This is a genomic window from Erythrobacter litoralis (assembly GCF_001719165.1).
Classification (GTDB): Bacteria; Pseudomonadota; Alphaproteobacteria; order Sphingomonadales; family Sphingomonadaceae; genus Erythrobacter; species Erythrobacter litoralis.
This window is the reverse complement of sequence record NZ_CP017057.1, coordinates 128410-148269: the sequence shown is the minus strand read 5'-3', so window position 1 is coordinate 148269 and position 19860 is coordinate 128410. Positions and strand designations below refer to the sequence as shown.

Sequence of the window (19860 nt, the reverse complement as noted above, 5' to 3'; positions counted from 1 at the left end):
CCGGCGACCCGCGACGGGCCGGCCGCCCTCTTCATTCCGCCGGCTGCTCCGCGCCCGGCAAGGGCTGCGCTTCCCCCGCTTTCGGGCGCCTCCCGCGAAGCCTGTGGGCAAGATCCATCCTGAGCCCGAGGATCGCCATCAGCGCGATCAGCGCGATTACGAAACCCGCCACGGTCACGTTCAGCCCCAGCCGCCCGAGCGGGAAGAGGAAGTTCCACTTGTGGATCATGCCGAACACCCACCGCTCGGGCTTTTCCCAGTCGGCCACCCGGTCGACCAGAACGCCCGCGCCGGTATCGACGAACAGGGTGGCGTTCACTGGCTCGCCGTAATCGACCCGCCAGACCGGTAGACGCTTGTTGCGGAAATCGTATTCGTGGCTGAAGCGGGTGACGAGCTCCATCCTCGCCACCGTCCCGTCCGAAGCACCCGAGAAGCGCCGCGCGACGGCGAGCGCAAGGTCGCGGTCGCCCTCTTCCACGACCTCGCCGGTCGCCGCGTCGAGATAGATCGCGGGGCCATCGGGCCTGATGCCGGTGAAGCGCGCCTCGCGGATTTCGTCGTCGGTGACGGGTGCGGCTTCGGCTTCGCTCGCCATCATGCTCGCGTGGTCATGCCCGGCCATGCCGTCGGCCTTCTCGCCGCCGTCGTGATCATGTTCGCCGCCGCCCATGCTGCCGGGAGCTGGCTTCAGCCCGATGCGGTAGAGCGGTTCGCCCGCGCCTCCCTCGACCAGTGCGACCGAGGTGATGTCGCGGCCCTGCGAGAGCGCCGCCCAGTCGCGCTCGACCGGCCAGGCGCCGCTCGCGACGTTGACCGGTTCGCCCATGCGCAGCTGCGAGGCCGGCGGAACTAAAGCGGACTGGACGAGGTGGTAGATGCCGCTGGCCGAGAACATGATGAGCGGCAGCGCGAGGACATAGCCCGCCATCCGGTGCCAGCCCTTCGCGCCCGGCGCGCGCTTCTTGCGCCGAACCGTCACTAGCATAGCGATGCCAGTCACAGCGAGCGCTAGCAGGCTCGCGACCATTAGGCCGATCACCACGACGCGCAGCCAGTCCATGCCCTGCGGCACCCATTCCCAGGTGTGGAACACGCGGAACGCGGTCTGGAGCGCCTCCTTGGTGCTGTTGTTCACAGCCGCGAGGCTTGATGTCTCGGTGTGGACATAGGCGGTCAGCCGGTCGTCGCCCGCGAACTCGACCTTCCACACCGGCAGCAGGCGGTTGACCCACGGGTAGTCCGCGTCGAATTCGGTCTGGAGGCTCACCGAGAGGACCTCTCGGTCGGTGGCGAGGAAGTGGCGGGCGATGAATTCCGCCTGAGTGCGGTCGCCACCCGTGATTTCGCGCCCGTCGGAAGGTGCGAAATAGCGGCGTTCGGCCATCGGCTCCTCGGTCACCTGCCACAGCGCCTTGCCATCGGGCGACGGCACGGTCTTCACTGCAACCGCCTGTGCGATCCCGTTCGCCGCGAGGGTTTCCGAAATCGGCCGCGCATCGGTGAATTCGACCTCAGCCGCAGGCGGCATGAACTGAGCCTGCTGCGGCCCGAACATCACCATTGCGATGTGAGTGAGGCCGGAAAGGCCCCACACCAAGAGGCTGATCCCCCCCACCAGCGCAAGCCAGCGGTGCTTGGAATTGGACCAGCGCGCAGATCTGTTCTTCAGCGACATGGCAGATGCTCCTTCAGAATCGCGCCCGGATGCCGCCAAAAAAGGCGCGGCCTTGGCCGGGGGTATAGATGGCGGACGGGGTGGCGGACTGGTCGGCGACCGTGGTGAGGTTCGAGATGAAGACGGTGTCGAACAGATTCTCGACCGATCCGAACAGGATGAAGTCCTCGAACACGGCGACGCCCGCGGTCAGCTGGACCGTTTCGTAGCCCGGTGCCCGCTCGGTATTGGCATAATCCGCCCACGGACCCTCGGGGATGAAGCGCAGGGTGGCGGATAGATACCAGTCGTCCACCTGGTCGAAGCGCGCCTCGGCGATCAGCACGTGGCGTGGGACGCCCGCGAGCTGGTTGTCACCATAGGTCGCATCGTCCTCGAAGGTGAAATCGTTGAAGGTATAGGCCGCCGAAAGCCGCAGCGACTGGCCTCGCGCCTCGAGCGTGTTCTTGGCCGGACGAACGTCGATACCCGCCTCAAGCCCCTGGTGGATCGTTCGGTCGCCATTGCCCGTCACGGTGATAAGCCCGCGCGCACCCGGCACTGCGAAGTCGAGAAACTCGTTCTCGATCTCCGCGCGGTAGGCCGCGACGTCCCATGAGAACACGCCCTTGGCGCCGCGCGTGCCGATCTCGAACACGGTCGCGCGCTGTTCATCGAGCGGGGCGAAAGGGAATGCCCCACCCGAGGTGAGGTCTGCAAGGCTCGGCGGCTCGAAACTGCGGTTGACGTTGCCGAAGACCTGGATGTCCTCCGACACATCGAGCAGCACGCCGACGCGCGGGTTGAACTGGTCGTATTCGCCGCGACCCGAGACGGTGTCGACGATCGCCTCCACGTCACGAACCGCGCGGGCATACTGGCCGCCCGCGATGAGGGTGAAATTGTCGGTCAGGCCAAGATCGAGCTGCCCATAGGTCATCAGCATTTCCGAATCCTGGTCCGAGCGGGTGCGGAGCGCACCCCGCTCGCCCGAAAGGTTCTCGTATGTCTGCGCGTCATTGCTTCCGAAGGCGTAGATCGCGCCTACCTGCCAGCGGCTCTGGGCGCTGAGGAAGGGAAGGTCGCCGGTCAGACGGATCGAGCCGCCGACCTCGTCCTCGCCCTGCACGATGATCCCGGCAAAGCGGGTGATCGCGTGGTCGAGGCTGCGGCGCGAATACCATGCGCCGAGTTCGAGATCCGCGCCACCCATGTCGATCACGGTGAGGTTAGATACGCGGATCACGTCGAGATTGCGGTCCCAGTCGTCCGCCACCGGACCGGGATCGAGCACTGTTACCGGCCCGCCGGGGAAGAACGGGCCGATCGTCACCGGCCGCCCTGCCGCAGTGGGATTGGCGAGCGCGTCCTCGAGCGTAAGGGTTCCAGCGAGTTCGAAATTGTCCGACAGCGCGGTGACGTAGAAGCGCGTCTCGATATTGTCCGCGACCTTCCAGCCGAAATTGCCGTGGCCATACAGACTGCGGACATCGCTGTGCTCGCGATATCCGTCGCTGGTCAGCCCCGTCACGCCGAGCCAATAATCGGTGTTCTCGCCCTCGCCCGCGAAAGAGGCATTGCCTCGGAAGGTTTCGAAACTACCGCCCTCGGCCCGCACGGCGATGGGCGAGCGCGCGGTGCGGCCGGTCGGGCTCACCACGTTGACCGCGCCGCCCAGCTGGGTCGCGCCGTAGCGCAGGCCGTTCGCGCCCTTGAACACCTCGATGTAGCGAATGGTGAGCGGGTCGATCTCCTGGAACTCGGTGTTGCCCGCTGCGCGGCTGATCGGGATACCGTCGCGTAACACCATCAACCCGCGCCGCTCGAAAGAGGAATTGAGGCCCGACCCTCGGATCGAGATGCGGCTTTCGCGCTGGGCGCTGGTGTCGGCGAAGACGCCGGGGGTCAGCTCCAGCGTGTCGCCGATCGACTGGGCAAAGATGTCGGCAAAGCCCTCATCCTCGACGACGCCGATCGCGCCGGGGATACGTTCGAGCTCTTCGCGCGCTTCCTCGACCGAGGGCGAGGTGGGCGAACCGGCGGCGGCCGCGGTGACGATGATCTCGTCCTGGCGCTGGCCGATGCCCTGCGCGTGGAGGAGGGAGGCGGGGCAGGAAAGGAGCGTAATCGCGACCAGCGGCCGCGCAAAGGAAAGAACGTGCATTGAATGGTAATCCCTGGAGCGATGCACCGCACCGGCAATCTGCCGGACTGGGGGCGCAGCCCCGCCGCATCGGGCAGGGCAGGACATGAGCCCGAAGCGCCGCAGGATCGCGGGCGCGCGGACGGTTCAGGTCTTATGCTCGGGGAAGCGGGGGTCCGGTCGACGGCGGCGGCGGCGCGGCGAGGCCGCGGCCGGGCATGGCCTCGGGGAAAGCGGGGAGCATTGCGGCTCCCTGCGGGGCGGGCGCGGCGATGTCGGGCGAATCGGGCGGCAGGACCGGCGCGCCGATTGCTGCGAAATCGCATTGCGCCTGCGCGGCGCCGTGCATCGCGTCCTTGCCCTCGGCGTCATCAGAGCCGTGGCCCTTCGCCGAGTAATCCATTGCGCCGTGATGGGCGTGATGGTCGCGGAAGGAACCTGATGCGCGCTCGGCCAGCTTCGCCAGTTCGGGCGAGGTCGCAGGGCAGGGAGCGAGAAGAGGCACATCTTCCCCGGCCACCTCATGCGCCGAGGCGATCATCCAGCCATGCGGAATCGTCCACTGCACGCAAGCGGCAAAGGCGGCGAAGAGCAGCAGTAGACGCGCAAGACGTGTTGCGGCAGAGCGCATGAGGGGGCAGTCTTTCTCCGATGTCGAAACCACTGCAATATCGACCGCGCGCGGGTCTTGCAACATGATCGACGCGCCCGGGTCAGGCGGCTTCGTCGGCGAGTCGCTGCGCGGTCTTGTAATCGGGCTTGCCGTTGTTGAGCCGCAGCGAGGTGCCGGTGAAGATATAGAGCCTCGGGATCTTGTAGCCCGCCAGCCCCCCGCGGGCATGGGCATCGAGCGCGTCCTCGAGATCCTTGCGATCGGCATCGCCATGCAGTTCCACCACCGCGACGACCTTGCGCCCGAAGCGTTCGTCGGGCAGCGAGACGACGCGGCAATCGTGTACGCAGGGATGCTCCATCAGCACCGCCTCGACCTCCTCGGGAAAAACCTTCTCGCCGCCGGTGTTGATGCACATGTTGTCGCGGCCGATGAATTCGAGGCTCCCGTCCGACGCCCAGCGTGCGCGGTCGCCGGTCATCAGCCAGCGCCGCCCGCCGATTTCTGGAAAGGTCTGGCGGTTCTTCTCGCCCTCGCCGAGATAGCCGAGCGGCAGCGGCCCCGTGCGCGCGACGATACCGACGCCGTCGCTCCCGGGCGGAATTTCGGTGAGGTTCTCGTCGAACAGCTTCGTCTCGCGGCCCGGCAACGGTTGGAACTTGCCCCCGCCCGTGGACCCTTGCGCGGTGGTGATGACGATGCCCGTTCCTGAGCTTTCGGAAGATCCCAGCGCATCCACGATCATCAGCCCGGGGTGATGGGCGATCAGGCGCTGCTTGAGCGAGGGCGAGAAGACCGCCCCCGAGGACGTGATCGAGCGCAGGCTCGGCAGGACGCGCGCCGCATCGCCGCGTTCGTCGAGCCGGTCGGCAATGGGAAGCGCGAAGGCGTCGCCGACGATGAAGACGCCCTTGGCCCCGATCCGCCTGATTTCGTCGAGCGCCATGTCGGCGTCGAACCTGGGATGAGGCAGTAGGGCGAGCGTCCCGCCCTTGAGCAGATGGATGACGGCGGTGAACTGTCCCGCCCCGTGCATCAACGGCGAAAGCAGCAGCAGCGGCGAGGTGCTTGCCGGATGATCGGGGCCGATCTTGGCGGCCTCTGCGACCTGCTCCTCCAGTGAAGACGCGACGAAGGGCGGCTGTCCGGGGCCACGTTGCCAGACCGAAATGCTGAACGCCTGCCAGGCTTCCACCATCGGCCACATCACCGCCTTGGGCATGCCGGTGGTCCCGCCGGTCGCTGTCAGGAAAAGCGCCTGCGGGTCGTCGTGGATCGCGAAATCATCGTCAGGCTCTTCGCTGCACAACGTGTCCCATTCTGCCCCCGAGAGGTCGATCACCTGGGTTCCCTCGGGCACCGCCTCGCGCGCAAGGTCGGCGAAATCGGCCTCGGTGAAGATCGCTTTCAGTCCGAAGCGCGCGGCGATATCGGCAAGTTCGCGCGTCTTGTAGTGATAGTTCACGTTGACCGGGGCCACGCCAGCTTTCACGCAGCCGAAATAGGCGAGCAGGTAATCGGGCGTGTTGCGCAGCATCTGACCCGCAATATCGCCTGGGACCAGACCCCTCCTCCGCAGCCCGGCCGCGATGCAGTCCGTCTCCGCATCGAGCTGCCCCCAGGTCACCACACGATCGCCGTGAACGATCGCCGGCCGCTCCGGCTCGACCGCAGCGGCGATTGCGCGAAGGGCAACACCGAAATTCGATCCCGACCAGCTCATGAACGCCAAGCTCCTTTCCTTTTCATATCTTTCGCCTAGAGTGCCCTAATCCGCAATTCCCCTGCGTAAAGTGCGAGGCGAATCGATAGAATTAAGCTACGCTGGGCGAGACGGGACCAACCGGAGGAGAGGAACCAGTGAGCACCAATGTCGTAGAGTTGCGCGTGCCGCATGGCCGCGAAACGATTGAGCAATTGCTCGACGAAGTCACCATCACCTGTCCCGAGGACATCCACGATGCCGCCGTCGCGCTCGCCCGCATCGCGCAGGAACGCGGGATGCAGATCGCGGTGTGCGACGACATTTCGTCCAAGGAGCCGATGGTCGATGCCGACGGCACGATCCTCAACGCCGACATCTTTCGCTGGCTCGACGACGGCGCACGCTGGTGGGAGGATCACCGGCTCGCTCTCCATTCTCCGCTGCCGCGCGCTTGTCGGTACGAATCGGAGCCGTTCTGGGTGAACGAGCACCGCTTCAATACCGGCTGGCGCAATTGCTATCTCGAAGAGATCGACCTTACCGATTTCGAGAAGCGCGCGCTGTGCAAGGCAGCGATCGTAGTGCCGGTGCACCTGCCCTTCGGCCAGATCTCGGCGTCGAGCTTCATCTCGATGGACCGCGCGAAGGAGGACCTGTCCGAGGAATTCGCAGCCTACGGTCAGCTTTTCGCGCAGGTCGTGCGTCGCTTCGTCGCGGGTTATGTCCAGGCGATGCGCACGAAAAGGAGAATCCCGTCCGACTGCGTGCTGTCCAAACGCGAGGTCGAATGTCTGCGCTGGGCGGCGATCGGCAAGACGGACAAGGAAATCAGCATGATCCTGAGCCGCAGCCACGCGACGATCCGCTATCACATCCACCGTGCGGGCGAAAAACTCGACAGCGTCAACCGCGCGCAGACGATCTTCAAGGCCGGCCAGCTGGGTTATCTGGGGGCGTCTGATTGATTTGAACGCGCACCCGCGCGTTCTCCTCGGTGCTGCTCCTCCGCCCGGCCGAGGCGGGGCTACCGGCATTTGAGTGCGGGCGTTCGCCCTTGCGGCGGCTGCGCCGCCGGGTCAGCACGAATTCACGTGTGAAGCGGCTGGCCCCGGTCGCGCAGCGACCGCGAGCCCACGCGGCCGAGCCGCAGCGAGCGCAGCTCTGCTGCGCGTCTGGCAAGGACCGCCCGCCGGATGGCGCGCGGAAAACAAAAAACTTCCCCCTAGCCCAACCTTCTCAAAGGCTCGCTCCCGTCCCAGCCCTCGCACGCGGCCTTGATCATCGCGAACAGACCCGGGCCGCTCTCGCCCTGCTGGAGGATCTCGACGAGACTGCCCGGGCCGCGGCCCGGGTCGACATAGATCACCCGGCTGTCGCCCAGGGCGCCCTCGATCACCACTTCGGCCCCGCGCGCGTCGCAGACGCGGCGGGCCTCCTCGATATCGTCGACGAGAATGCAGACATGGTGCAGGCCGCCATCGACATCGGCATATTGGCCGCGATAGATCGAGGGGTGCTCGTCACGCGGGCGGATCAGTTCGACCTGGATGTCTCCCCAATAGGCAAGCGCGAGGTCGAACGCCGCCTCGGTCGGCTCGCCGCGATATTTCATGCCCTCCAGATGGATGCCTTCCATCAGGTGGAACGGGCCTACCCCCATGACCTCGGTCCAGTGCCTCACAGCAGCATCGAAATCGTCCGGTACGAAGGCGAGTTGCATCACCTCGCCCAGTTCGCTCAGCCCCTTCGCCTCCGCCTTGCCCACGATAACCATGCCTGTCCTCTCCAATCCGCTAGGATGACCGGGCGCGAAGCTGTGTGATATTAGGCTGGAGAGACACTGCACAATTTGCGAGGCTCCGAATGGCCGGGGGGAGCGGCCGGGAGAGTCCCCAAGCGGATCGAGAGGACCCATGAACGAGATCAAGCATGTCGCGCGCGAAGACCGGTGCCCCGGCATCAGCTACACCGAGATGCTCGAAGGCGACACGCGCACGCCTCCCGATTACCTGTTCGAGGAATCGAACATCGACATGCCCGACGACCCGATCTCGGTCGCGCCCTATATCTCGGAGGAATTCGCCCGTCTCGAACGCGAGAAGATGTGGCCCAATGTCTGGCTTTTCGCCGCGCGCGAGGACGAGATGCCGGAACCGGGCGACAGCGTCGTCTTCGACGTAGCCGGCAAGAGCTTCCTGCTTGTCCGGCAGAAGGACGGCGGGGTGAAGGCGTTCTACAATGCCTGCCTTCATCGCGGCCGCAAGTTGCGCACCGAGAGCGGCAATTCGATCCAGCTGCGCTGCCCGTTCCACGGCTTCACCTGGCGCAATGACGGGTCGCTGAAGGAAATTCCCTGCGCCTGGGATTTCAAGCATCTCGAGGGCAAGGACATGACCCTGCCCGAAGCCCGCGTCGAGCTTTGGGAAGGCTTCGTGATGCTTACCGAGAACCACGACCTGCCCGATTTCAAGACATGGCTGGGTCCTGCCGCCTCGCACTACGAACGCTACGATTTCGGCAATCGCTATACCGGCATGTGGGTGCAGAAGAAGATCCCGGCGAACTGGAAGGCGACGGCCGAGGCTTTCATGGAAGCCTGGCATTCGATCACCACGCACCCGCAGCTGCTTGGCTTTCTCGGCGATGCGAACACGCGCTACGACCTCATCGGCGATCATTTCAATCGCGCGATCACGCCCTCGGGCGTCCTCAGCCCGCATGTGAAGGGTAAGAATTCCGACTACGTGCTCGAGAAGATGAACGAATTTTCGGGCGGCGACGATGCCCAGACCAATCGCCGCTTCACCGCCGGGCAAGGCGGGGCCGAAGGCTACGATCCGGACGATCCGCTCGCCGCGCGCAAGGTGCTGGCCGAGGCCGGGCGACAGGGCTTCGCCGAACAGTACGGCTACGATTATTCGGACGCCGCCGACACCGAGATCCTCGACAACCACACCTACAACATCTTCCCCAATTTCGCCCCGTGGATCGGTTTCCTGCCGACCCTGGTCTATCGTTGGCTGCCCGGCGACACGCCCGATTGGTGCATCATGGAAATCCGCCTGCTCTTCCCCACGAAGAAGGGCGAAGAGCGCCCGCGCGCGGTGGAGATGACCTATATCCCCGATGACGAGCCCTTCGCGTGGGCCGCCCACAAGATGGGGCCCGCGCTCGCCAATGTGTTCGACCAGGACATGGCCAACCTGCCTTACGTGCAGGAAGGCATGAAGGCGATGAAGGACGGGAAGATGGAACTAGGCCACTACCAGGACAGCCGGGTGCGCCATTTCCAGACCACGCTTCAGAAATATATCGACGGCGAGCTTCCGGCGACTAAGTAGCCGGCGCCATGAGCATCACAGTCGATCTTTCGGGGCGCACTGCGCTCATCACGGGCGCGTCATCGGGTCTGGGCGCGCGGTTCGGGCGCATCCTCGCCGCCAATGGCGCACGCGTCGCGCTGGGCGCGCGGCGCAAGGACCGGCTCGAAGCGCTGGCCGCGCAGATCGGGTCGAACGCGTCCGCGATCGCGATGGACGTCGCGCGCGAAGCGGACGTGATCGCTGGCTTTGACGCCGCACAGGCCGCCTTCGGGACGGTCGATACCGTCATCGCCAATGCCGGTATCGACGGCGCGGGCCTGATGACAGAGATGAGCGAGGAGGAGATCGAACGCACGCTTGCGATCAATCTCAAGGGCGCGATCCTGACCGCGCGCGAGGGGGCGAAGCGGATGATGGCGGCGGGCATTACGAATGGCCGCATCGTCCTCGTCGCCTCGATCACCGCGTTCGAGCCCGCGCCCGGGCTAGTCGCTTATGCCGCGAGCAAGGCGGGCGTCGTGCAGGCCGCGCGCAGCATGGCGCGCGAATGGGCGCGAAAGGGGATCTGCGTCAACACGATCTCGCCCGGCTATATCCGCACCGCCATCAACGACGAATGGTTCGACACCGAGCCGGGCCGCAAGCAGATCGCCCGCTTCCCGCGAAAGCGGCTGATGGAGGAAAGCGGCCTCGACGGGCCGGTCCTGTTCCTGTGTTCGGACGCGGCGGAATTCGTCACCGGCGCCGATTTCGTGCTCGACGACGGGCAGACCCTGTGAGCAGGTGCCCATGACCCGCCGCCTCGTCTCGCTTGCGGCAGGCATCATGCCCGAAGCAACGCCTTCGCAGCTGGTCGAGGCAGCGGCGAGCGCGGGTTTCGATTTCGGCGGGATGTGGGCTGAACAGGAAAGCTGGACCCCTGCGACCACGTGCGCGATCCGGCGACAACTGGCCGAAGCAGGCGTTGATCTGCTCGATCTCGAAGTCGCCTGGATCAAGCCGGGGGAGGCCGATCCGTGGCTGACCGAGCTCGTCGACATCGCCGCCGAACTTGGCGCTCGCAACCTTTTGTGCGTCTCGAGCGATCCCGACCCGGCTTCGACCACGGCCAAGTTCCAGACATTGGTCGACCGGGCGACAGGGACCGGCGTCAGGGTCAATCTCGAATTCGGCCTGTTCACCGAGGTGAAGACGATCCACGATGCGCGCGCCATACTCGACACGGTCGATGGCGAAGCGAAGGCGCTGCTCGTCGATACGCTCCACTGGTCGCGCTCGGAAGGGACGGCGGAGGACCTCGCGGCGATCCCGCGCGAATGGCTGACCTATTGCCAGCCCTGCGATGCCCCGGGCGAGCCGCCCGATTTCGACGATCCCGATGACGTCATCGACGACGCGGTGAACCGCCGGATGCCGCTGGGCAAGGGCGGGCTGGCAGTCGGCGCGATGCTCGACGCGCTGCCCGATACACTTCCCTGCGCCGTCGAAGAGCGTTCCGCTGCCCTGCGCGAGGCGTTCCGAGACCTTAATGAACGCGCCGCCGAGGTGCTGCGCACCAGCCGCGCCTTTCTGGACAAGGCCGACTGAGGCGCGTCAGCCGGGCAGCCCCGCGTCCCAGTCCTTCGATTTCGCCCATTCGAGATGCTGCGTGTGCTCCATTCCGAGCAGGTCGCGCGCGTGCCCCGGATCGACCAATAGCGGCGAGACCGGCTGCGTGTTGTAGAAGGCGTAGAACTTCGCCATGCCGTCATAGATGCTGAGCGGCTGGACTTCGCGCGATCCGGTGACAAGCTCGCTCATCCGCGCGGCGAATTCCTCGGGCGCGAGGCTCTGGAACCGCACCGGTCTTCCGGTCGCCTCGGACAGGTTCGCAGCGACCTCGTCGCCCACCAGCGCCTCCGGTCCGCCAAGCGGCACGTGCATGCCGTCCGCCGCATCGGTCTGGAGCGCCCGGCGCATGGCCTGCGCGACATCCTCGAGGCACACCCAGTTGATCTTGAGGTCGGGGTTGGCCGGATAGGCGAAGATCCCCTCGCGCATGATGAGCGGGCGGGTCCAGATGCGGTACTGGTTGTCCATGAACACGGTCGGCTCGATGAAGACGCAGGGTATGCCCGTCTCCTCGAGCGCGCGTTCGATGTCGCGCCTGCCGTCATGGGCGGACAGGTCGAGATCGTGGTCGGCGACATAGCAGGCCGTGTTGAAGACGATCTTCTTCAACCCCGCGCGCTTTGCCCCCTCGGCGATCTGCCGTCCGAAATGGGTGGCCCTTGCGCGGTCGAATTCGAACGGCAGGTGAAACGCGGCGGCGTCCTGTCCGGCAAAGGCCGAGGCCATTGCATCGGCATCGGTGATGTCGGCATGGACGCATCGCAGATCGGGAAAGGGCGTATCGGCCATCGCGTTCTCGCGCCGCACGCCCGCCGTCACCTCGAAACCGTGTCCGATCAGTTCGGCGACCAGAGGCTGGCCCTGATCCGCCGGCGCGCCGAGCACGCAGACCTTGCTGATAGTCATTGATGCTTGCTCCCGTTCAGGCCTTCGCCGCGACTTCGGCAGCGTCGAAATAATGGATCCGCAATTCCTTCAGCAGCCCGTTCTCGAAGCTGCCGCATTCGTTGACCGTCTGGGCGAAGGTCTCGCCGGTGCGTTTCGAAGTCATGGTCAGAGTGAGCACGACGACCGCGTGGCTTTCCCCGCCGGTGATGTCGTGAATTTCGACCGCAGCGCTTGCCCATGTCGCATACATCGCCGCGGCGCAGCGCCGCAGCGCGTCCCTGCCTCGCCATTCGCCGCCGAAGGGCAGGCATTCGGCCTCGTGGAGTACGAAATCGGGATGGATCAGCGCCTCGGCCCGTTCCCAGTCGCGCGCGCGGGCCGCGTCGTAGATCGCGGCGAGCATCTCGCGCGGCGAGGGCACCGGCGCGCGCCTAATCGATCGTGCCGATGAGATCGCCGACCTTGTAGACCTTGCCCTCCTCGCCGGTGGGGTGGATCGTGCCGGAGGCCTGCGCCTCGATCTCGGTCGTGCTCTTGTCGGTTTCGACGGTGTAGATCACGTCCCCCTTGGCGACCTCTTCCCCATCGCCGAACATCCATTCGACGAGGGTCATTTCGGTCGCGCTCATGCCGAGCTTGGGAATGCGGATCTCGGTTGCCATGTCTCGGTTCTTTCCCCTTAAGCCTTGCCGACGCTGGCCTTGATCTGGCCGACGATTTCTTCCTTGGTCGGGATCCACGCCTGTTCGAGGTGGCTCGCGAAGGGCACCGCCGAGAATGTCCCGCCGATCCGGCGCACCGGGCCCTTGAGCTTGTCCCAGCACTTTTCCTGGATATTGGCGGCGATCTCCGCCCCGGTGCCGAAGGGGCGGACCGCTTCGTGCAGGGTCAGCGCGCGGCCGGTCTTATTGACCGAGGCAAGCACCGTCTCCTCGTCGTAGGGCGCGATGGTGCGAAGGTCGATCACCTCGACGCTGATGCCTTCCTTGTCGAGTTCGCCCGCGACTTCGAGCGCGTCGAGAACGGTGCGGCCATAGGTGATGAGCGAGATGTCGCTGCCCTCGCGCGCGACCGCGGCCTTGCCGAGCGGGACGCGATAACCCTTGCCCGGGTCCTCAGCCTTGAGACCGTAGCACAGGATGTTCTCGATGAAGATGACCGGGTCGTTCGCATCGATCGCAGAGCGCATCAGGCCGCGCGCATCGGCCGCGTTTGACGGCGTCACCACGTGAATGCCCGCGACATGGGCGAACCAGGCCTCCAGCATGTCGGAATGCTGCCCGCCGAAGCCGACGCCGACGCCGGTCGTCGTGCGGATCACGATCGGGCACGGAGTCTGCCCGCCCGACATGAAGCGCAGTTTCGCCGCGTGGTTGACGATCTGGTCCATGCACACGCCGACGAAGTTCATCAGCATGATCTCGGCAATGGGCCGCTGCCCGGCGAGCGCCGCACCCACCGCCGCGCCGACGATGGCGGTTTCCGAAATCGGCGTCGCGCGCACGCGGTTCTCGCCGTATTTCTCGGTCAGGCCGGCGGTGACCTTGAACACGCCGCCGCCCTGTTTCGCGGAGACATCCTCACCGAGGCAGAAGACGCCGTCATCTTCGGCCATCGCCTCGTCGATCGCGAGGTTGAGAGCCTGGGTCATGGTGATCTCGGCCATGTCAGTTCACCTCCTCGAACACGTCCTTGTAGATTTCATCGGTATCGGGCAGCGGCGCGTCGAGCGCGTGCTGCACCGCTGCATCGATCTGCTCGTCGATATCGGCGACGATCTTGTCCAGTTCCTCCTCGGTGAACTGGCGTTCGAGCATCACCTTCCTGAGCTTGGGCAGCGGGTCCTCCTTCTTCATCTCCTCGATGTGCTCGGCCGGCATGTAGCTGAAGTCCGCGCCGAAGAAGTGACCCATCATCCGGTAGCACATCGCCTCGACCAGCGTCGGACCCTCGCCCGCGCGGGCTCGGTCGACCGCTTCCTTCACCGCCGGGTAGACCTGGTTCACGTCATTGCCGTCCACCGTCACGCCGCGCATGCCATAGCCCGCCGCGCGCTCGGCGATGGTCTTGCTGTCAGTGTGATCGGCATAGGCGGTGTGTTCGCCATAGCGGTTGTTCTGGCACAGGAAGACGACCGGCAGCTTGTAGAGCTGGGCCATGTTCATCGCCTCGTGAAAGCCTCCGATATTGGCAGCCCCGTCGCCGAAACTGACCAGCGTCACGCGGCGATCGCCGTTGTTCTGGCTCGCCATGGCCAGCCCGTTGGCGATCGGGATGCCGCTGCCGACCACGCCGGTCGTCACCATGATGCCGGTCTCGGGGTCGGTGATGTGCATGGTCCCGCCCTTGCCCTTGCAGGTGCCGGTCGCCTTGCCGAGGCATTCGCCCCACCACTTCTCCATCGGGATGCCCTTGGCGGTCTGTTCGCCCTGCCCGCGATAGGTGCAGACGACATAGTCGTCGTCCTCGAGCGCGGCCATGGCGGCGGCGGAGACGAGTTCCTGCCCGCGCACGCAGTAATACATCACCGCGACCTTGCCCTGCATGAGAAGCTCGCGGAACTTCTCGTCGGTGCGGTTCACCTTCATCGTGCGGGTGTAGATGTCGAGCAGTTTGTCGCGGTCGATTTCGGCCATTGGGGAAGAGCCTTCCTCTGATTGGGGTGGAATTAGAACTGGACGCGCTGCGTAAAGCCGCCGTCGACGACCACGTTCGCGCCGGTCATGTAGGGAACTGCGGGGCTGGCGACGAAGACGATGGCCTTGGCTACTTCCTCGTCATTCCCGAAACGGCCCATCGGCATCTTGGCGAGCGTGCCTTCGTAAAGCTCGGGCATCATGCCCTTGATCGCTTCCCAGTTGCCGCCCTCGTAATAGATCGCGCCGGGCGAGACGGTGTTGACCCGGATGCCCTGCGGCGCGAGCGCCTGCGAAAGCTGCGAGCCATAGGTGATGAGCGCGGCCTTCATCGCGTTGAAGGCCTGCGGGGCGATGAAGGTCTCGAGCGCGGCGGTCGAACTCATGAAGACGATCGATCCGGTGTCCGATTCGGCAAGCATCGGGGTGAGCGTCTCGACCGCGTTGACCGCGCCCATGATGTCCATGTCGAGCGTCGCCTGCCAGTCGCCGGTCCCGCCCGTGCCGGACGACGAGGCGGTGTGGATGAAGATGTCGCAGCCGCCCAGTTCCTTGGCGGCCTTTTCCAGCCACGACTTGTAGGCATCGGCACCGTCATTCATGTCGAAGACCTCGGCAAAGACCTTGCCCGGCCCGGCGGCGTCGATCGCGGCCTTGGCGGCCTCGATCTTGTCTTCCTTACGGCTGAAGAAGGCGACGTCGGCGCCCTCGGCGGCGAATAGCTTGAGCGAAGCGAGCCCGAGCCCGTGCGCCCCGCCGTTCATGATGACTTTCTTGCCCTTGAGTCCCAGATCCATGGCGCACCTCTCCCATGCGGTGAATGATTGCCGATGGGATAGCGAAGGCCGCGGGCGGGGCGTATCGTCAAAAGTGTGGGGGCGGGTGGGGGAGCCTTGTTTTCGCACACGCCATCCGGCGTGCGATAACCTCGATCATGCAACCTGAAGGCCGCGTTGCGACGGTCGGGCACTTGCGAGGCTTCCCGCTTTCAAGCGCTCCTCGCCCGGCTCCTGACGTCGCAAAGTGGGTGGATTCTGTTGAAAAACTCAGCCTTGCAATGGTGCTAGAGTATTGATTCTATGCCTCCGCAGGCAGGTGAAGACGATCAGATGATGGGTGAGCGGACGGGGGCGCAGGAGGCGCTATTCTACAGCTTCTACCTGGATCTGCATGTCCCGGCTAATCACCTGCTGCGCTCGATCGACCGGTTTGTTGACCTATTGGGCATCCGCGAACATCTGCGCCCTTTCAACAGCTAGACCGGTCGGCCGCTCGGTCGATCCCGAGCCGATGATCAGGATGCTGATCATCGGCTATTGCATGGGTATCCGGTCCGAGCGGCGGCTGTGCGAGGAGGTATATGTCAACCTCGCCTATCGCTGGTACTGCCGCCTGGGGCTGGAAGGCGATGTGCCCCGCCAATCGACCTTCTCGAAGAACCGGCATGGGCGCTTCCGCCACAGCGATGTCCTGCGCCAGATGTTCGAGACGACCGTGGCGCGCTGCATTGCCGAGGGTCTGGTCGGCGGCGAAGGCTTTGCCGTCGATGACAGCCTCGTGCGCGCAGATGTGAACCGCCAGAATGCCGTCGATAAGGCCGACGGTCTGCCAGATCCGGCCACGAGCCGTTCCGTTCGCGAGTATCTGGCCGTGAAGGATGATGCCGCCTTCGGGGGCGCAACACCGGTGCCGCGCAAGCAGTTGGCGGTGGCCGATCCGGCAGCGCGCTGGACTGCGGCAAGCCGCGAGCGCGCATTCTTCGCCTACGCCACCAACTATCTCATCGATCTCCAGAACGCAGTGATCGTCGATTTCGAGGCGACCACCGCCATCCGTCAGGCCGAGATAACAGCTCAGCGCCGCATGATCGACCGGACGCAGGAACGCTTTGGTCTGTGGCCCGAGCGGCTCGTGGGTGATGCCGGATATGGCGATGCCAAGAACCTATACTGGCTGGTCGAGGAGCCCGGCATCGAGCCGCACATCCCTGTGGTCGATCATTCCGTCGGCCGCAACGATACCTTCGAGCGTTCAGCCTTCAGCTACGGCCATGAGGACGACAGCCATATCTGCCCTGCCGGCAAGCGGCTGCGCCAGAGGCAAAAGGTCTATCGCGAGGATCGGCCGTTCGTCGATGAGAACGGCATGCTGCGCTACCGCTCCAGCAAGCTCGATTGTGACGCCTGCGCTCTCAAGCCACGCTGTTGCCCGACCCAGCCAGCGCGCACGATCCTGCGTTCGGTCCACGAGGGCGCCCGGGATTTCGCCCGCGATATCGCTACGACCGACGCTTACCTCGTCTCGCGTCGCCATCGAAATAAATGTCGAGAGGCTGTTCGCGCACCTCAAGCGCATCCTCAGAATGGATCGCCTGCGCCTGCGAGGTCCAAACGGCGCAAGAGACGAGTTCCTCCTCGCAGCAACTGCCCAAACCTCCGGAAAATGGCCAAGCTGATCCCGATGCCAGCCACCCCAGCCCACGCATAAGCGGGGCCGAAGCCTCCTCGCCGCGATCAGGCTCGCGCCAGCGCCGATCTCAGAGGCGGGTTTTTCAACACAATCGGCTGGAGAGCTGCCGTTCGCCTGATGCTCGAGACTTACAAGGGTTCACTCAAGCCAATAATTCTGTCCACTATAGGAACAGCTTTGATTTTCGTGCTCCTCAAGATCGGCAGCGGCGGATAACTCTTGCTCTCCAAAAGAGGGGTGTTGCCATGTTGGGTGGTAAAGAAAGGAAATATGAAAAAGTAACATACCATTGGAAATTGCTAGATGGAGCACCATGCAGCATGACACTTTTCGACGCGACAACCTCGGAGGCAGACGAGGCCGCGAGAGCTTGTGGTTGGCCGGGCCACTCCAATCCTGGCGGAAACCACGTCAAATAGGGCCTAGCTGATTGTACATGATTTAAGCAGACCATTCCGATCGCGCGAAGGATCGTGATGACATCTGCTCTCCAAAATTGGCATTGCCAAGAACAAGCTTGAAGTCGTGGCCATAATTGCTTCGCCCTCGCTTGGTTTGCACTCCTTGCAGCTTGAAGGGGAATGCACTAGCGAGATACCGTAATCTAGTAGGCAAACTAACTGCTGTGCGGGTTTCGAGGCGCCACGGATCGCCGCTCAAGGCCGTTCACGAGTGGGCAGCGAACGGTCGACCTGCTGATCAAAACAGCAACCAGCAAAGGCGACTTAGCCCGAGTGTTGGCGGTGCCAATCCCTGCTAGACGGGGGTCGGCCCTTTTCTTTATTCGGCAGGGAGCTAGTCTCAGGTCTGAACCATGGTTTTGAGCTCGGAACCTTCAGCAGTGAGCCAGCTAAGGCGCGGCCGAGTGGCGTTTATCTGCCTTCTCGTGCTCATATCGCTTGGCTTCTCTTCTCCGTTTGACGAGCAATCGCTCGGCCGCGAGAAAACGATTTCGAGTCTTAATTCTGAAAGTCTGTCAGGGCTGGATGGAAAGGGTGTTGATCTTATCGTTCCTCTGGTCGGGAATAAGCAAGACACCACTCTTTTACATCAAGACCGGATTGTTGCTGCTGCGCCAATTTCCCTGCTATCAGCTGACCCGGGATTAAAGGCCTCTGCCGCTATCGATTGTCTCACTGCTGCTGTATATTATGAAGCTGGTTACGAAGCCAAGCAAGGCCAGAGAGCAGTCGCGCAAGTGGTTCTCAATCGCGTCAGACACCCTGCATTCCCGAACTCTGTTTGTGGGGTTGTTTTCGAAGGATCACATCGCCCGACTGGCTGCCAGTTCACGTTTACATGCGATGGCTCGCTTAGTCGCAAACCTCGAAAATCCTCTTGGGAGCGGGCGCGGGAAGTCGCTTTAGCAGCGCTATCGGGATATGTTGAGCCGAGCATAGGCCATGCCACCCACTATCACGCCACATACGTGCAGCCATATTGGGCGCCAAGTCTTCTCAAATTGAATGTCGTTGGCTCGCATGCTTTCTATCTCTGGCCCGGTGCTTCCGGTATGCCGACAGCGTTTAGCAAGAGGTACGATGCCAATGAGGTGATCCCTTCGAAGGCGCGCCTGCTTCTCTCGAGGCACCTCCTCTCGGCCTATGCGGACTTGCCTCAAATTCCCGCGTTTTCCGCCTCGCAGTTAGACCTTTCATCGTTGAATTCATCAGAAGGAGAGCTAGAGACACCAAGGCAAGCTTCTCTCGATCTGAGTCCAGCTGCAGACCAGTCAGAGAGCGGTAGCGCATTGATTGAAAGGAAGGCGCAGCTGACCACATCGCTAGCCAGACTTAAGCCTTATCTTTCCAACGCCCCCGAAGTGTCTGCAAAGACCGCCATCACCGACTGACGCCTCACATTCCATCAGGCAGTGTTGTAGCAGCGGACACCGCGACTTTGTGGTGATCTTCGTGTTGCGGACGCTCGATGTCGGCATTGACTTCACAAGACGCTGATTGAAGGCGCCCTCTTTGAGCGAGGATAAGCGCTGATGGAATAAGCAGGGCGTTGATCTGTGGCGAAGGGTTTACGACGGCCTTCACCTAGACTTCAACCGGAAAGCTTTGTCATGAGTTCCTCGAGGGCGAAAACAGGCTCATCTCGCAATGTTGGGTGAATTCACTCCTGCGTAACGATGAGACTTGGATCAGGGGGAGTGAGTGGTTCAATGACGGTAATCGCTCTTTCAGATCGCGGCAGTGTCGCTCATGACACCCTCCCGTCTGCAATGGGTCGCTAGCTGCAGGGCAGATTTCCCCGCCCTTCGAGCCGAACCTGACAGTCTGTTACTCACGGGGGCGAAGCGACCGTGATCACGACTATGTGCCCGCAGGCATCCAGAAAGAAATGAAGGAGCTGCGCCGAGGACGCCCGCCCGGGCGAGCGCAAAAAAGGCTCCATTCCCCGCTTTCAGTCGAAAATGGTGCTGCTGGGGAGGATTGAACTCCCGGCCTCACCCTTACCAAGGGTGCGCTCTACCACTGAGCTACAGCAGCGTGACCGGTTGCGGGCGCGTCAAGAGCGTCCCGACGGGCAGGCGCGCGCTATTGTCGCACGCACACACAATGTCAAGCGAAGGCTTGAACCTGCGGGACCCTAGCGGCAAGGCGTTAGGCATGAGTGAAGAATCCCGCAAGAATATGTCCCGTGAGGAGCGCCTCGCAGCCAAGCTGCGCGAGAACCTGCGTCGGAGGAAGACGCAGGCGCGGGCGCAAGCGGGGGGCGAGACCGGCGAATCGCGCGACAATGGACTTTTCAAGCCGGACGCGCAAAGCTAACCACACGCGCTCCCCGACGAGACAGGAGCCAGAGT

17 protein-coding genes, 1 tRNA gene and 1 pseudogene are annotated in these 19860 nt (G+C 63.9%); 7 read left to right on the top strand and 12 right to left on the bottom strand.

The genetic code is table 11. From position 1 onward, the window contains the following. Positions 1-31 precede the first annotated feature (31 nt). From Ga0102493_RS00655 to Ga0102493_RS00640, 4 genes are all read right to left on the bottom strand, one after another. Positions 32-1678 (bottom strand): PepSY domain-containing protein, encoded by a 1647-nt coding sequence (locus tag Ga0102493_RS00655; RefSeq protein ID WP_051698353.1) that lies wholly within the window; start codon positions 1676-1678, stop codon positions 32-34. Between the two features lie 13 nt (positions 1679-1691). Continuing rightward, entirely contained in the window at positions 1692-3821 is a 2130-nt protein-coding gene (locus Ga0102493_RS00650; protein WP_034905854.1) for a TonB-dependent receptor family protein, read from the bottom strand. Positions 3822-3954: 133 nt separating this feature from the next. After that, positions 3955-4431 carry a hypothetical protein gene (locus Ga0102493_RS00645; protein WP_069297407.1) on the bottom strand — a complete coding sequence of 159 codons (477 nt, stop codon included), beginning with the start codon at positions 4429-4431 and terminating at the stop codon, positions 3955-3957. A gap of 82 nt (positions 4432-4513) precedes the next feature. After that, complete coding sequence (locus tag Ga0102493_RS00640) at positions 4514-6136, bottom strand: AMP-binding protein (RefSeq protein ID WP_034905858.1); 1623 nt, start codon at positions 6134-6136, stop codon at positions 4514-4516. A 137-nt stretch (positions 6137-6273) separates the two neighbouring features. On the opposite strand from Ga0102493_RS00640, the gene Ga0102493_RS00635 reads away from it, so the two are divergent. After that, a complete protein-coding gene (locus tag Ga0102493_RS00635; RefSeq protein WP_174544526.1) occupies positions 6274-7083 on the top strand; it encodes a helix-turn-helix transcriptional regulator in 810 nt (269 codons plus the stop codon). A gap of 257 nt (positions 7084-7340) precedes the next feature. Here the strand turns inward: Ga0102493_RS00635 and Ga0102493_RS00630 are convergent, their stop codons facing one another. After that, on the bottom strand, positions 7341-7892 hold the full coding sequence (locus Ga0102493_RS00630; RefSeq protein WP_034905860.1) for a VOC family protein: 552 nt from the start codon (positions 7890-7892) through the stop codon (positions 7341-7343). Positions 7893-8031: 139 nt separating this feature from the next. Here Ga0102493_RS00630 and Ga0102493_RS00625 point away from each other — a divergent pair, with 139 nt between their 5' ends. Genes Ga0102493_RS00625 through Ga0102493_RS00615 form a run of 3 tightly spaced genes read left to right on the top strand, consistent with a single transcriptional unit; the run spans position 8032 to position 11028 of the window. Next, positions 8032-9459 carry an aromatic ring-hydroxylating oxygenase subunit alpha gene (locus Ga0102493_RS00625; RefSeq protein ID WP_034905862.1) on the top strand — a complete coding sequence of 476 codons (1428 nt, stop codon included), beginning with the start codon at positions 8032-8034 and terminating at the stop codon, positions 9457-9459. Between the two features lie 8 nt (positions 9460-9467). Further along, positions 9468-10220 (top strand): SDR family NAD(P)-dependent oxidoreductase, encoded by a 753-nt coding sequence (locus tag Ga0102493_RS00620; protein WP_034905863.1) that lies wholly within the window; start codon positions 9468-9470, stop codon positions 10218-10220. Positions 10221-10230: 10 nt separating this feature from the next. After that, complete coding sequence (locus Ga0102493_RS00615; RefSeq protein WP_034906002.1) at positions 10231-11028, top strand: sugar phosphate isomerase/epimerase family protein; 798 nt, start codon at positions 10231-10233, stop codon at positions 11026-11028. Between the two features lie 6 nt (positions 11029-11034). Here the strand turns inward: Ga0102493_RS00615 and Ga0102493_RS00610 are convergent, their stop codons facing one another. From Ga0102493_RS00610 to Ga0102493_RS00585, 6 genes are read right to left on the bottom strand one after another with little or no spacing between them, the layout of a single operon-like run. Beyond that, positions 11035-11958, bottom strand: a complete 924-nt coding sequence (locus Ga0102493_RS00610) for an SDR family oxidoreductase (protein WP_034905864.1) — start codon at positions 11956-11958, stop codon at positions 11035-11037. A 16-nt stretch (positions 11959-11974) separates the two neighbouring features. Continuing rightward, positions 11975-12361, bottom strand: coding sequence for a nuclear transport factor 2 family protein (locus tag Ga0102493_RS00605; protein WP_034905865.1), 387 nt, complete (start codon positions 12359-12361; stop codon positions 11975-11977). A 10-nt stretch (positions 12362-12371) separates the two neighbouring features. Further along, on the bottom strand, positions 12372-12602 hold the full coding sequence (locus Ga0102493_RS00600) for a biotin/lipoyl-containing protein (RefSeq protein WP_034905866.1): 231 nt from the start codon (positions 12600-12602) through the stop codon (positions 12372-12374). A gap of 17 nt (positions 12603-12619) precedes the next feature. Then, entirely contained in the window at positions 12620-13606 is a 987-nt protein-coding gene (locus Ga0102493_RS00595; protein ID WP_034905867.1) for an alpha-ketoacid dehydrogenase subunit beta, read from the bottom strand. 1 nt (position 13607) lies between these two features. Beyond that, the gene (locus Ga0102493_RS00590) at positions 13608-14576 is read right to left on the bottom strand and encodes a thiamine pyrophosphate-dependent dehydrogenase E1 component subunit alpha (protein ID WP_034905869.1); all 969 of its coding nucleotides are present in this window, start codon (positions 14574-14576) and stop codon (positions 13608-13610) included. Between the two features lie 32 nt (positions 14577-14608). Further along, positions 14609-15373: an SDR family NAD(P)-dependent oxidoreductase gene (locus Ga0102493_RS00585; protein ID WP_034905870.1), complete on the bottom strand. Its 765-nt coding sequence runs from the start codon at positions 15371-15373 to the stop codon at positions 14609-14611. Between the two features lie 312 nt (positions 15374-15685). On the opposite strand from Ga0102493_RS00585, the pseudogene Ga0102493_RS00580 reads away from it, so the two are divergent. Together Ga0102493_RS00580 and Ga0102493_RS15550 are read left to right on the top strand one after the other, a co-directional pair. Continuing rightward, positions 15686-17063: pseudogene (locus Ga0102493_RS00580) on the top strand (transposase). A gap of 847 nt (positions 17064-17910) precedes the next feature. Further along, positions 17911-18897 (top strand): cell wall hydrolase, encoded by a 987-nt coding sequence (locus tag Ga0102493_RS15550; RefSeq protein WP_236922260.1) that lies wholly within the window; start codon positions 17911-17913, stop codon positions 18895-18897. A gap of 571 nt (positions 18898-19468) precedes the next feature. On the opposite strand, the gene Ga0102493_RS00575 is transcribed toward Ga0102493_RS15550, so the two are convergent. After that, positions 19469-19543 (bottom strand) — tRNA-Thr (locus tag Ga0102493_RS00575). A gap of 69 nt (positions 19544-19612) precedes the next feature. On the opposite strand from Ga0102493_RS00575, the gene Ga0102493_RS15830 reads away from it, so the two are divergent. Beyond that, positions 19613-19825, top strand: a complete 213-nt coding sequence (locus tag Ga0102493_RS15830) for a hypothetical protein (RefSeq protein ID WP_150132379.1) — start codon at positions 19613-19615, stop codon at positions 19823-19825. Positions 19826-19860: the final 35 nt, after the last annotated feature.

Coding starts and splice junctions, on each gene's coding strand:
- Ga0102493_RS00655 (WP_051698353.1), bottom strand. CDS start 1,678: ATGTCGCTGAAGAACAGATCTGCGCGCTGGTCCAATTCCAAGCACCGC.
- Ga0102493_RS00650 (WP_034905854.1), bottom strand. CDS start 3,821: ATGCACGTTCTTTCCTTTGCGCGGCCGCTGGTCGCGATTACGCTCCTT.
- Ga0102493_RS00645 (WP_069297407.1), bottom strand. CDS start 4,431: ATGCGCTCTGCCGCAACACGTCTTGCGCGTCTACTGCTGCTCTTCGCC.
- Ga0102493_RS00640 (WP_034905858.1), bottom strand. CDS start 6,136: ATGAGCTGGTCGGGATCGAATTTCGGTGTTGCCCTTCGCGCAATCGCC.
- Ga0102493_RS00630 (WP_034905860.1), bottom strand. CDS start 7,892: ATGGTTATCGTGGGCAAGGCGGAGGCGAAGGGGCTGAGCGAACTGGGC.
- Ga0102493_RS00625 (WP_034905862.1), top strand. CDS start 8,032: ATGAACGAGATCAAGCATGTCGCGCGCGAAGACCGGTGCCCCGGCATC.
- Ga0102493_RS00620 (WP_034905863.1), top strand. CDS start 9,468: ATGAGCATCACAGTCGATCTTTCGGGGCGCACTGCGCTCATCACGGGC.
- Ga0102493_RS00615 (WP_034906002.1), top strand. CDS start 10,231: ATGACCCGCCGCCTCGTCTCGCTTGCGGCAGGCATCATGCCCGAAGCA.
- Ga0102493_RS00610 (WP_034905864.1), bottom strand. CDS start 11,958: ATGACTATCAGCAAGGTCTGCGTGCTCGGCGCGCCGGCGGATCAGGGC.
- Ga0102493_RS00600 (WP_034905866.1), bottom strand. CDS start 12,602: ATGGCAACCGAGATCCGCATTCCCAAGCTCGGCATGAGCGCGACCGAA.
- Ga0102493_RS00595 (WP_034905867.1), bottom strand. CDS start 13,606: ATGGCCGAGATCACCATGACCCAGGCTCTCAACCTCGCGATCGACGAG.
- Ga0102493_RS00590 (WP_034905869.1), bottom strand. CDS start 14,576: ATGGCCGAAATCGACCGCGACAAACTGCTCGACATCTACACCCGCACG.
- Ga0102493_RS00585 (WP_034905870.1), bottom strand. CDS start 15,373: ATGGATCTGGGACTCAAGGGCAAGAAAGTCATCATGAACGGCGGGGCG.
- Ga0102493_RS15830 (WP_150132379.1), top strand. CDS start 19,613: ATGTCAAGCGAAGGCTTGAACCTGCGGGACCCTAGCGGCAAGGCGTTA.